The 11,990-nt window shown below is 58.1% G+C and carries 9 protein-coding genes; 4 read left to right on the top strand and 5 right to left on the bottom strand.

Features of this window, described 5'->3' with window-relative positions; genetic code table 11:
* Nucleotides 1-214: 214 nt before the first annotated feature.
* The 4 genes from LKE65_RS06960 to istA form a co-directional block, all read right to left on the bottom strand.
* Nucleotides 215-883 (bottom strand): terminase TerL endonuclease subunit, encoded by a 669-nt coding sequence (locus LKE65_RS06960; protein WP_278740825.1) that lies wholly within the window; start codon nt 881-883, stop codon nt 215-217.
* A gap of 81 nt (nt 884-964) precedes the next feature.
* Nucleotides 965-2,578 carry an ISL3 family transposase gene (locus LKE65_RS06955; RefSeq protein WP_278739923.1) on the bottom strand — a complete coding sequence of 538 codons (1,614 nt, stop codon included), beginning with the start codon at nt 2,576-2,578 and terminating at the stop codon, nt 965-967.
* Between the two features lie 164 nt (nt 2,579-2,742).
* The gene (gene istB / locus LKE65_RS06950; protein WP_025437151.1) at nt 2,743-3,522 is read right to left on the bottom strand and encodes an IS21-like element helper ATPase IstB; all 780 of its coding nucleotides are present in this window, start codon (nt 3,520-3,522) and stop codon (nt 2,743-2,745) included.
* Nucleotides 3,512-5,035 (bottom strand): IS21 family transposase, encoded by a 1,524-nt coding sequence (gene istA, locus LKE65_RS06945; protein WP_165926476.1) that lies wholly within the window; start codon nt 5,033-5,035, stop codon nt 3,512-3,514. Before istA ends, istB begins: the two co-directional genes overlap by 11 nt.
* Nucleotides 5,036-5,086: 51 nt before the next feature.
* On the opposite strand from istA, the gene LKE65_RS06940 reads away from it, so the two are divergent.
* The 3 genes from LKE65_RS06940 to LKE65_RS06930 are packed head-to-tail and all read left to right on the top strand — an operon-like array spanning nt 5,087 to nt 8,718.
* The gene (locus LKE65_RS06940) at nt 5,087-5,773 is read left to right on the top strand and encodes a hypothetical protein (RefSeq protein WP_278740824.1); all 687 of its coding nucleotides are present in this window, start codon (nt 5,087-5,089) and stop codon (nt 5,771-5,773) included.
* A 22-nt stretch (nt 5,774-5,795) separates the two neighbouring features.
* Nucleotides 5,796-7,007 carry a nitrate/nitrite transporter gene (locus LKE65_RS06935; protein WP_278740823.1) on the top strand — a complete coding sequence of 404 codons (1,212 nt, stop codon included), beginning with the start codon at nt 5,796-5,798 and terminating at the stop codon, nt 7,005-7,007.
* 49 nt (nt 7,008-7,056) lie between these two features.
* On the top strand, nt 7,057-8,718 hold the full coding sequence (locus LKE65_RS06930; RefSeq protein ID WP_278740822.1) for an alginate export family protein: 1,662 nt from the start codon (nt 7,057-7,059) through the stop codon (nt 8,716-8,718).
* 57 nt (nt 8,719-8,775) lie between these two features.
* Here the strand turns inward: LKE65_RS06930 and LKE65_RS06925 are convergent, their stop codons facing one another.
* Complete coding sequence (locus tag LKE65_RS06925) at nt 8,776-8,970, bottom strand: hypothetical protein (RefSeq protein WP_003631118.1); 195 nt, start codon at nt 8,968-8,970, stop codon at nt 8,776-8,778.
* A gap of 120 nt (nt 8,971-9,090) precedes the next feature.
* Here LKE65_RS06925 and nirB point away from each other — a divergent pair, with 120 nt between their 5' ends.
* Nucleotides 9,091-11,988 (top strand): nitrite reductase large subunit NirB, encoded by a 2,898-nt coding sequence (gene nirB / locus LKE65_RS06920; protein ID WP_278740821.1) that lies wholly within the window; start codon nt 9,091-9,093, stop codon nt 11,986-11,988.
* The last annotated feature ends 2 nt before the right edge of the window (nt 11,989-11,990 follow it).

Below are 11,990 nucleotides of genomic sequence, written 5' to 3'. Positions count from 1 at the left end.
CAAGCGCAGTTATCAGGCTGCACAGACTCCGGGGGTGATAAACCTGGCTACAGACAGGCCGGTAAGGCTTTAAGGTTGCCCTCTGGACATACCCTTACCGCCCCCGGAGAGAATTCGTATGTGCGGATTTCTGCTTTCGTGCAGCGCCCGCTGTAGCATCAGGAGTTATCAGCTCCGTTGCCGAACCTGCCAAAGCCGGAGTCTGGTGTCAACATCACAAGGCGATCACGTCAAAAAATAATTCTTCCTCGGCGGGTTCCCGTGCAGCAAGCCCTACGGCCACCACGCTGGCCACCAGCGGGTCAATACGGCCACGGGCGCGTTGTTTGGACAGCTTGCGGTTGCCAGCAGGGTCCGTGTCCAGCGCGGCGTTGCTGACAGCCCAGCGCAGGAGCGGATTGCCTGTGTGCTTGAGGGTGCCTTGCAGCACCACCGTCTCGAACGCGGTAATGGCAGGCGATTGGTCCTTAAAACCCATGCCGACCGGCACCATTGGCAGGGTAATGCCCTCTCGGTCACAGACTGCCAGAAAATCGGACAGGCACCAACGGTCGGACCCGATGGATACCACGCCCAGCCCGTCTATGGCCTCGGCAATCCATACGGCCAGCCATGACCTGTCTATCGCCCGGCCAGGTATGAGTTCTACCAGCCCGGCAGAAACCCATTCGGCATAGGGTGCGTGGTCTTCCGCCTGCTTGGTCTGCACCAGCTCACCGGGCAGGAACGCCTTGACGACCAGCTTGCCAGTCTCGGGCCAGTAGAAGCTGAACGCGGTCAAGTCGCCTGCCCCTGCGGCCAGATCAAGCCCACAGAAGCATGGACCTGCTGCATCGGCCTCTCCCGCGCAGGCGTCCCAGTCATCCGGGCGCAGGAAGCGCACGTCAGCCGCTATCGGCTGATTTAGTGTTGATTTTCACTGAGAACTGGGTTCTTCCGCACTTTTCGTGATGATGTTTTTTGATTATGCGGGCTGAAGGACACGCGCCCTGAGGAGTTCGAAGCCTGCTCTTCCGAACATGGTTCGCTTGATCATTTTCAGTCGGCTGATCTGTCCTTCAACCGGGCTGGTTGTCCAAGGTGTGACAAGAGACGCTTCAATGGCAGCCGCATCCCGTTCAAGCGCGGGAATCAGACGTGACAGCAGCGTCGTCTTTCCTTCTTCCAGCAGAGCCTTCAGATCGCCTCCCGTGCAGGTGTCACCCCTTTTACAGAGCAGGGTCTGCATTTTCCTGAGCCAGCAGAGTGTGACGGCAAGGTGCGGTTCAGCTTCCAGAAGGGCAGGAACCAGCAGTCCCTCCTGTCCGGCAGATAACGGATCCTCTGCGAGGAGAAGCCGCGCAAGTCTGCGTCCCCGAGGTGCAACGACATGCGCGGAAGGAACGGGTTTCGCGGAACATCCCTGTCGCGTCGCCACCCATTTCCAGACGGTGCCATATTGTCCTGCAAAGCCCTGCTCCAGGAGTTCCCGCCATAGCTGACGACTATTGCGACATCCTTCGGACCATCTCTTTTCCAGGTGGGCTGCGTAAGGCACGAGTATGCTGCGTAGCGGAACCGTCCTTTTCCATGGTGGTGCATGGCCCCGCTGAAACCAGCGCCGCACGGTTTTTCTCTCTACCCCGATCGTTGTGGCGATAGCCTGAATGCTGTGTCCCTCTGCTTTCAGGGCAAGAGCTTCCTTGAAAAGAATATCACGTCGTTCCCCAGAGGCTGACCTGACGACCGCCTGCGCCTCTTCTGGATGCGCTCTGATTGTTTCAGATATTTTGCTTACTGCCGTTGATACGTTCAGCTGTCGTGTCAGGGTCCTCACTGTTGTCGTAAAACGGTCCAGAATGCTGACAAAAGCGTCTGACAGGTTCTTCAGCAGATGCCAGCGGTCTGTCACCTGAAGAGCGGATGGTGCGCCTCTGCGGCATCCGTCTGCATAAGCACCGGCACGGTCTCTGGCAATGATTTCAATACCGGGATGGACCTGCAGCCATCGGGCAAGGGTATCAGCGTCCCGATCTGGCAGGAGGTCAATGACATCATTTTTCTCAAGATCAACCACAATCGTTCCATAGTGATGTCCCCGCCGCCATGCCCAGTCATCCACCCCCACCACACGTGTACGGGCCATGCCTTTTGTGGTGTTCTGCGCACGTGAGAGAAGACGGCGGACAAGAGTATCGGCGCTGATGGGGCAACACAGGCGCACGGTCATTCGTGCTCCAGCGGAACCGCCCAGGGTATGGGCGATATAATAATGAAGATCGGCAAGACGTGTGGTCTGTCTGCCATGACGCACGGTTATCCCCTCAAGGGGCATGACAAACGTCCGACGTGGACAAAGCATCGTCTGGCAGAAAAAGCGCGGCACAGAAACGATCAGCGTGGCTGGACGGCCCTGCCATGGAAGATCCGCGAGTTTTCTCTGATAGAAACTGTGAATGCGTCGTGTCGGGCACTGACAGTCCGGACACACTGCACTCCGCTTTCGCAGACCGACTTCGATCTCCACTCTGTTGTCCAGTGCAACAACACGACGAACGACGAGGGAACGGGGAAGATCAAGAGACCGAAGGCGTGACACTGGGGAATATCCATGAAAGTGAACGACTTTCTGGATTTCCCAGTTCCGGAACCTAAGTACAAGATACCCATCACGAAAAGTGCGGAAGAACCGAGAACTGACCCGGGTTTTTCATCAGGAATTGACCCAGCCAGATGCTATTTCAGGCACAGTCGGGCGGGCGGTCAAGAAGAGGATCTGTCCTTTCTGTTTTTTGACGCGGCGGTGCTGGCGCGGAACCTGTAGCTGTCATTTCCTGTCTCGAGGATATGACAGTGATGGGTCAGCCGATCGAGGAGCGCCGTTGTCATCTTCGGGTCACCAAAGACGTCTCCCCATTCACTGAAGCTCAGATTGGTTGTGATGATGACACTGGTGCGCTCGTAGAGGCGGCTGAGCAGATGGAACAGCAGGGCGCCCCCAGACGCACTGAAGGGGAGATAACCGAGTTCATCAAGGATCACGAGATCCAGGCGGAGCAGCCTGTCGGCAATCTGCCCGGCCCGGTTGGCGGTCTTTTCCTGTTCGAGCGCATTGACCAGATCGACCGTTGACCAGAAGCGCGCCTTCTTGCGGTGATGGGTGATCGCCTGGATGGCCAGCGCGGTCGCCAGGTGGGTTTTCCCGGTTCCCGGACCGCCGATCAGCACGACATTTTCAGCACGCTCGATGAAGTCCCCGCTATGGAGCTGGCGGATCATGGGCTCGTTGACCTGCGTATCGGCAAAGGAGAACCCGGACAGGTCCTTGTAGGCGGGGAACCGGGCGGTCTTTGTCTGGTAGGCGATGGAGCGCACTTCGCGTTCGGCCAGTTCCGCCTTCAGGAGTTGTGAGAGGATGGGGATGGCCGCCTCGAAGGCAGGTGCCCCCTGCTCGATGAGGTCGGCCGTGGCCTGGGACATGCCATACATCCGCAATCCACGGAGCATGACCACAAGTGAAGCAGCCGCAGGATCATGACGCATGGCGGCTGTCCCTTCGCAGGATGTCATACCGCCCTGTATCGGCGCACGGTTCGTGTTCGAGCACCAGGGCCTGTGGGGCATCGAGCCGGGGAACCACGGTTCTCTTGGCATCGATCAGGCGATGAAGCGTATTGAGAACATGGGTCTTGGTCGCCACGCCGTCTTCAAGTGCCAGTTCAACCGCGCAGAGGACAGCCTGCTCATCATGCTGCAGCACAAGGGCCAGGATTTCAGCCATTTCCCGGTCGCCTCCAGGCCGCCTGAGCAGTTGATCCTGCAGGGTCCGGAAGGCGGCTGGCAATTCGGTAAACGGCGCGCCATTGCGTAGGGCGCCCGGTTTGCGCTGGATGACCGCCAGATAATGCCGCCAGTCATACACCGTGCGGCCTGGCACACCATGCGAACGCGTGATGATCCGGTCATGCACGCACAGAACTTGCCCTTCGGCGATAATGCGCAGCTTGTCGGGATAAACCCGCAGGCTGACCGGACGATTGGCAAAGGAGGCCGGCACGCTGTAGCGGTTGCCATCGAACTGGATCAGGCAGGTTGGTGAGACGCGCTTGGTCTGTTCGACAAACCCGTCAAAGGGACGCCCCGGCACCATGAGGTGAGGACGCTCGCTAGCATGGACCTCGGCGATGCTCCGGGCCAGTTCGATATGCTGCAGCCGTTCCCAGCAGTCCAGGCAGCGGGCTTCCAGCCAGGCATTCAGCGCCCCCAGATCAGGAAAGGCAGGCAGATCCTGCCAGATCTGGCGCCGGGCATCCTGCACGGTCTTCTCGATCTGCCCTTTCTCCCATCCGGCTGCCGGATTGCAGAAGGTCGTCTCGAACAGGTAATGGCTGGCCAGGGCCATGAAGCGCAGATTGACCTGACGTGCCTTGCCAGAGCCAATCCGGTCCACGGCGGTCTTCATGTTATCAAAAATACCCCGCCGTGGCACGCCACCGAGCACGCGGAAGGCCTCGGTCAGCGCATCAAAAAGCATCTCGTGGGTCTGCAGGGGATAGGCCCTGAGTATGAAGGCCCGGCTGAAGGACAGTTTGGTGTGGGCAACCTGCAGCTTGACGCGACGGCCGGCAATGACCGCCCAGTCCTCGCCCCAGTCGAACTGGAACGCTTCCCCGGGCTGGAAGCACAGGGGCACAAAAACACCCCGACCCGTTGTCTGGCGTGCCTGGTGCTGTTCGTGTTTCCACTGCCGGATGAAAGCGGCCACCCGTCCGTAGGATCCATCATAACCCAGTGCCACAAGGTCTTCATGCAGTCGTCGCGCCGTGCGCCGATTCTTGCGGGGGCGAGCGGCTTCCAGGACCAGCCATCCCCTCAGCCTGTCAGCAAACGGGTCCAGTCGGCTGGGACGTTCGGGGACCTGGAACCGCGGTTCAATACTCTGTGCCCGGAGATATTTCCGGATCGTATTGCGTGACAGTCCCGTCCGGCGTTCGATCTCGCGGATCGGAAGATGATCCCGGCAGTGCCACCGGCGGATCACACTCAGAAGCTCCATGTCAATCACTCCAAAAACCCCCCAGCAGATGATGCCGGGGAGTGTGAAGGCATGGGTCAAATCTCGATGAAAATTTCCGCCCTACCCGGGTCAGTTCTCAGTGAAAATCAACAGCGGGGCCATGCACCACCATGGAAAAGGACGGTTCCGCTACGCAGCATACTCGTGCCTTACGCAGCCCACCTGGAAAAGAGATGGTCCGAAGGATGTCGCAATAGTCGTCAGCTATGGCGGGAACTCCTGGAGCAGGGCTTTGCAGGACAATATGGCACCGTCTGGAAATGGGTGGCGACGCGACAGGGATGTTCCGCGAAACCCGTTCCTTCCGCGCATGTCGTTGCACCTCGGGGACGCAGACTTGCGCGGCTTCTCCTCGCAGAGGATCCGTTATCTGCCGGACAGGAGGGACTGCTGGTTCCTGCCCTTCTGGAAGCTGAACCGCACCTTGCCGTCACACTCTGCTGGCTCAGGAAAATGCAGACCCTGCTCTGTAAAAGGGGTGACACCTGCACGGGAGGCGATCTGAAGGCTCTGCTGGAAGAAGGAAAGACGACGCTGCTGTCACGTCTGATTCCCGCGCTTGAACGGGATGCGGCTGCCATTGAAGCGTCTCTTGTCACACCTTGGACAACCAGCCCGGTTGAAGGACAGATCAGCCGACTGAAAATGATCAAGCGAACCATGTTCGGAAGAGCAGGCTTCGAACTCCTCAGGGCGCGTGTCCTTCAGCCCGCATAATCAAAAAACATCATCACGAAAAGTGCGGAAGAACCCAGTTCTCAGTGAAAATCAACATGCTGCTTTTCTTTATTTTGATGTGTCTTTCATGGTCTGGGTGCTGCTTGGGCCGCTTGGCATAGCCATATCACATGACCTGCACCTGAACTCCGGCCAGAAGGGGCTTCTGGTGGCCATGCCTGTGCTTGCAGGTGCTTTGCTGCGGGTTGTTGCTGGCGCACTGGTTGACCATTATGGCCCGCGCCGTGTTGCCATAGGCATGCAGTCTTTTGTTATTGCGGGGCTTGCCGCTACGTGGGTGCTGGCACCACACAGCTATGCCGGTCTGTTTCCCGTAGCTTTTGTTCTGGGTGTGGCTGGGGCTTCCTTTGCTGTCGCTCTGCCTTTGGCATCTGGCTGGTATCCTCCGCAGTATCAGGGCACGGCACTGGGTATTGCCGGGGCTGGTAATTCCGGCACGGCGCTTGCCTCCCTGTTCGCGCCCGGGCTTGCGGCCCTTTATGGCTGGACCAACGTGTTCGGGCTGGCCACGCTGCCGCTTGTTCTTGTGCTGTGTGCCTTTATCTATCTTGCCAAAGAACCACCCCGCCGCCCGAGCGCTGGCCTTGTGGCGTGGCTCCCGGTTTTGAAAAAAGCCGATTGCTGGGCTCTGATGTTCTTTTACGGCGTAACATTTGGCGGCTTTGTTGGGCTGGCCTCCTTCCTGACCATCTATTTTAATGACCAGTATGGCCTTTCCCCCGCAGTGGCTGGGAGTTGCACCGCGCTGGTGGTGTTTGCTGGTTCCTTTATCCGCCCGCTGGGTGGCGCACTGGCAGACCGTATTGGGGGCGAGCGTGCGCTGTGCATACTCTATGGGGCCGCAACCGTTATTTTTGGCCTGATCGGTTTGGGGCTGCCTACGATCTGGCTGGCGTTCCCTGCTTTTTTCGCGGGCATGCTGGTGCTGGGTCTGGGGAATGGTGCCGTTTTCCAGCTTGTTCCCACACGTTTTGCACAGCAGGTGGGCATATTGACCGGGCTGGTCGGCATGAGTGGTGGGGTTGGCGGGTTTTATCTGGCCTCCTCTCTGGGAGCCGCACGGCAGGCAACGGGGTCTTATAGTCTGGGGTTTCTGGCTTTTGCCGGTATCGCTCTGGTGGCCCTTGTCTGCGTTTCCATCTGCCGCAGAAGCTGGAACAAACCAGCCGATGCACATGGGTCTGACACGACCGGCCTTTCCGCAATTTCCTGATCTTCCTTACAGCCACGGATTATGACACGTGACCTTGAACAAGAATCGCGTGCGCCCCAGGTGCGCCCTTTTTCAGACCTGGCCAATCTCGGTTCATGCGGCTGTGCTGCTGGGCACTGTGGGGCTACACCCCGCCTTGGCGCAGGCTGCCAGTGCTCCCGCGCAGGATACAACCCCGACTGCACGCCAGACCATTGTGGCGGTGGAGAAAAACAACACGCCCAAACCCGCAAAAGCGGGGGGGCACATCCCCCATACACAGGATTGGGGGGTGTTCAACGCAGGCAAGCAGGCTGCCAGCGGCTTTGGAACAATGGCAGGCTTTGGGCAGGTCCGCTGGGCCGAGGACTGGAGCGATCTCGCAAATGTTCCGCTGTCAAAAAGAAACAAGGACTGGTTCAATCGTCTTAAATACATACGCCTGAATAACACAGGTAGTATCTGGCTCTCCCTGAGTGGAGAGGAACGGCTACGCTATATATTTGAAAACCAGCCCATGATGGGCACCGCAGGCAAAACCAACGCCAACCGCGTGCTGTTGCGCAACATGTATGGTGCAGACCTGCATCTTGGTGAACATGTGCGCGCCTATGCCGAGTTTTTGTGGGGTGTGGCCGGTGGCTCCAATTACTACGGGTATCAGGCAGGCACACAGCGCGAGCGGCTGGACCTTCAGCAGGGGATTCTGGAGGTAAAGGGGCATCTGCTGGGGGCGAGCATGGGGGTTATTGGCGGGCGGCAGGTGTTTGTGGATGCGCCGGTTTCCATGCAGTCTGCCCGTGACCTGCCCAACGTGCAGCAGACATGGGACGGCGTGCGTGGCTACGCGGTATGGAAGTCCTTCCGTGTTGACCTGTTTGACTTCATGCAGACCAATAAAACGCCGGTTGATGTATTTGCGGATGGCACAAGTTATAATGCCCGCATGTATGGGGCCTATACTTCCACGGCACTACCATCATTTTCTTTCATGAAGCAGAAAAGCCAGCTTTTTGCCGATGTGTTTTTTATTGGGTACCTGTTTAACGGGGCCAATGCGGCTCTGCCGCTTGCCCAGACGGGCAAGACGGAAGCAGGCTCCACCCGCAGGGATAATATAGGCGGGCGTCTGTGGGGGAATGCAGGCCCGTTTGATGTCAATCTGACCGGGGTTTTTCAGGGTGGGCAGTTTCGTCCTGCGCAAAAGGATGCGCAAACCCGCCCGGTCCGGGCATTTGCGGTTAACGGCAGTATTAGCTGGAATGCAAAAAACCTTCTGGGGAAACCCTCTTTCGGGATTCAGGCCGATGTGTTTTCCGGCGGGAATTACAACAGCAAGAATGGTGCAGTTGGCACTTTTGCAACACCGTATGTCGCATTGCCATATTATAACGATGTTACACTCGCCCTGACATCCCAGAACCTTGTGGGGGTTGGCCCGCTGATTACAGCCGCTCCCAAACCCAACCTGCGCCTGAGGCTGCACGTGCCGGCCTTTTGGCGTGAGAGCACACAGGACGCCGTTTACGGAACAGGCAAGACCTATGCCTGGCGCAATAACCTGCATGGGGGCTTTGTTGGAGTTTCTCCCCAGGTGCAGGTTGCCTGGAGCTTTGCCCCACATTTTACATGGACGCACGATATTGCAGGTTTTGCCTCATCTCACGGCATGCGGGAGGCCGGGGCCAAAAGCGGCATGTTTTATATGCAGACCATGGAGTTCAAGTTCTAGGTCCGTATGCCATGAGCCGGGGCAGCTTTTGGCGTGATATGTGGTTCCCTATTTATTTTATTTCGTGTAAGGAACTAATTGGAAGCATCCCATAACAGTTACCGTCAACGGCGGTGGTAACGGGTTAACGGCGAGTTGTTCAGGGGTCAACGGCGGCTCCTTGGCCTGAACAAGGCGTGTTTGCACACAGTGCAAACGCAGGAACCGTTCCATAATGGTGCAGCGTTTTTCCCATTCTGTTTTCTGTAACATGCGTTCTTCCCTGTGTGCACGCCTCCTGCGGGGGCGGTTGCACGCTTCCGGGCAGCCTTGCGCGCATATGGGCATTTGCGTTGCCACCCCCTGTTCCCAAATTGCGAGGAGTTACTGACCATGGCCACTACCGGCACTATCGTTATCATCGGCAATGGCATGGTGGGGCACTACTGTGCAGAACAGCTGGTCATGCACGGCCTGCACGAAAATTGCGCCATCCACGTATTTGGCGAGGAACTGCACGATGCATATGACCGTGTGCACCTGACCGAATACATGACCGGGCAGGATGCGCTGGCCCTGCGCCTGCATGCGGAAGATTTTCATGCAGCACACGGCATTACCCTGCACCGTGGGGTGCGCGTGAGCAGCATAAACCGGCAGGCACAGACCGTACACAGTGCAGAAGGCGCTTTGCAGTACACAACCCTGATTCTGGCAACCGGCTCCACCCCCTTTGTGCCTCCGGTGCCCGGAAATACCGGTACGGCAGGGCTTGTTTACCGGAATCTGGAAGATCTGGACCTTATCCGCGCAGCAGCACAGGGTGCACAGCACGGCACGGTTATCGGGGGTGGTCTGCTTGGGCTGGAGGCCGCCAACGCCTTGAGAATACTGGGCCTGCACACAAGCGTTATCCAGCTTGGCGGGCACCTTATGTCTGCCCAGTTGGATAAGGAAGGCGGGGATGCGCTCAAATGCCGGATCGAGGCATTGGGGATAGATGTGCGCACATCCCACGCCACAAAGCAGATTGTGCCGGGGCAGACCTGCCGGCACCGCCTGATTTTTGCAGACGATACGTTCCTTGAAACCGATATGGTGGTGTTTTCCGCCGGTATTCGTGCGCAGGACCAGCTTGGGCGTGAGTGCGGGCTGGAGGTGGAGGCACGCGGCGGTATTGTGATTGACCAGAGCTGCCGTACGTCAGACCCAGCCATTTTTGCCGTTGGGGAATGTGCCTCCTGGCAGGGGCAGGTTTTTGGTCTGGTTGCGCCCGGCTATGCCATGGCCCGCACGGTTGCATCCATTCTGGCTGGCGAGGAAGCCGCTTTTACCGGGGCAGACATGTCCACCAAGCTCAAGTTGCAGGGTGTGGATGTAGGCTCCATTGGCGATGCCTACGGGGCAACACCGGGGAGCAGGAGCTACCGCTTTATAGGCGAGGCAGATGGCACCTACAGGCGGCTTGTGCTGTCCGGGGATGGTACCCGTGTTCTGGGTGCCGTGCTGGTGGGGGATAATTCGTATTATGACACCATTCTCCAGTACGTGCAGAACGCGATCAAACCCCCGGCCGACCCGGCAGCACTTATTCTCCCGCGTGGGGAAGGGGCGGAACTGCTGGGGGCCGATGCCCTGCCCGATACGGCCATGGTCTGCTCATGCCATAACGTGACCAAAGGGGCGATCTGCGCAACAATAGATGCCGGATGCACTGATCTGGGGGAACTCAAGCAGACCACAAAAGCCAGCACAGGGTGCGGCGGGTGCGCCGCCCTTTTGAAAAGTGTTTTTGAAACGGAGCTGGAAAGCCGGGGCATTACGGTTGATCGTAGCCTGTGCGAGCATTTTTCCCATACCCGGCAGGAGCTGTATTCTCTGGTCAGGGTGCATGGTATCCAGACATTTGAAGAGCTGATGCAGCAGCATGGCCATGGCGGTCTGGGGTGCGACATCTGCAAACCTGCGGTTGGGTCCATTCTGGCTTCGGCCTGGAACAAGCCCATAACGGACCCGCTGTATATTCCCCTGCAGGACACGAACGACACGTTCATGGCCAATATGCAAAAGAACGGCACCTACTCGGTGGTGCCACGCATAGCCGGGGGGGAAATTACACCGGACAAGCTGATCGTGCTGGGTCAGGTTGCAAAAAAATATGATCTCTACACCAAAATTACCGGTGGGCAGAGGATCGACCTGTTTGGTGCGCAACTGCACCAGCTGCCAGAAATCTGGACCGAACTGCTCGATGCAGGGTTTGAAACGGGGCAGGCTTACGGCAAGTCCACCCGCACCGTAAAATCATGCGTGGGGAGCACATGGTGCCGTTACGGTGTGCAGGATAGTGTGGGCAAGGCCCTTGATCTGGAAAACCGCTACAAGGGGTTGCGCTCGCCCCACAAACTCAAGTTTGCGGTTTCTGGCTGCACGCGTGAATGTGCGGAGGCACAGAGCAAGGATGTGGGGGTTATCGCCACAGAAAACGGCTGGAACCTTTATGTCTGCGGTAATGGCGGCATGCGGCCGCGCCATGCGGAACTGTTTGCAACCGACATCGATTCAGAAACTCTGATAAAATATATAGACCGTTTTCTCATGTTCTATATCCGCACGGCCGATAAACTCCAGCGGACTTCTGTCTGGCGTGAAAATCTGGAAGGCGGGCTGGATTACCTCAAGGACGTGATCATCAACGACAGCCTTGGCATTGCCGAAGAGCTGGAACGCCAGATGCAACTGGTGGTGGACCGCTACCATTGCGAATGGCGGGACGCACTGAGCGACAAGGACAAACTCAAGCGCTTCCGCACATTTGTAAACGATGCCCGCCCAGACCCCAACATTCGCACCGTGGCCGAGCGTGATCAGGTCAAGCCCGCTGCCAATCTGCCCGAGGCAGGGAGCCTTGCAGGCCCGCAGGCATGGACGGAACTGTGCGCGCAAACGGACCTTGTGGAAAAATCCGGTGTGGTCGCATGGTGCGAGGGTAATCAGGTTGCCCTGTTCTATGTTCCGGCCACGCAGGTTGAGTCCGCCTGTGTGTATGCGCTGGATAACCATGACCCGTTTTCGCATGCCAATATTATTGGCCGTGGGCTGATAGGGGAGATCAAGGGGCAGCGAGTTGTGGCCTCACCACTGTATAAGCAGCACTTCCGTCTGGAAGATGGCCAGTGTCTGGAGGATGCATCGGTCCGGCTGCGCACATGGGATGCACGGCTGGTGGACGGCAAGGTGCAGATCAGGGTGCGCGCCGGGCAGGGCGCGCCTGAACTGACGCCTGCCTGACG

Origin of the sequence: Acetobacter fabarum (assembly GCF_022483405.1) — a bacterium.
GTDB lineage: Bacteria > Pseudomonadota > Alphaproteobacteria > Acetobacterales > Acetobacteraceae > Acetobacter > Acetobacter fabarum.
This window is presented reverse-complemented; position numbering and strand designations above follow the sequence as displayed.

Bases quoted from the DNA above. Each gene is read 5' to 3' on its own strand.
- istB (WP_025437151.1), bottom strand. From the start codon at position 3,522: ATGCGTCATGATCCTGCGGCTGCTTCACTTGTGGTCATGCTCCGTGGA.
- istA (WP_165926476.1), bottom strand. From the start codon at position 5,035: ATGGAGCTTCTGAGTGTGATCCGCCGGTGGCACTGCCGGGATCATCTT.
- LKE65_RS06940 (WP_278740824.1), top strand. From the start codon at position 5,087: ATGGGTCAAATCTCGATGAAAATTTCCGCCCTACCCGGGTCAGTTCTC.
- LKE65_RS06925 (WP_003631118.1), bottom strand. From the start codon at position 8,970: ATGTTACAGAAAACAGAATGGGAAAAACGCTGCACCATTATGGAACGG.
- nirB (WP_278740821.1), top strand. From the start codon at position 9,091: ATGGCCACTACCGGCACTATCGTTATCATCGGCAATGGCATGGTGGGG.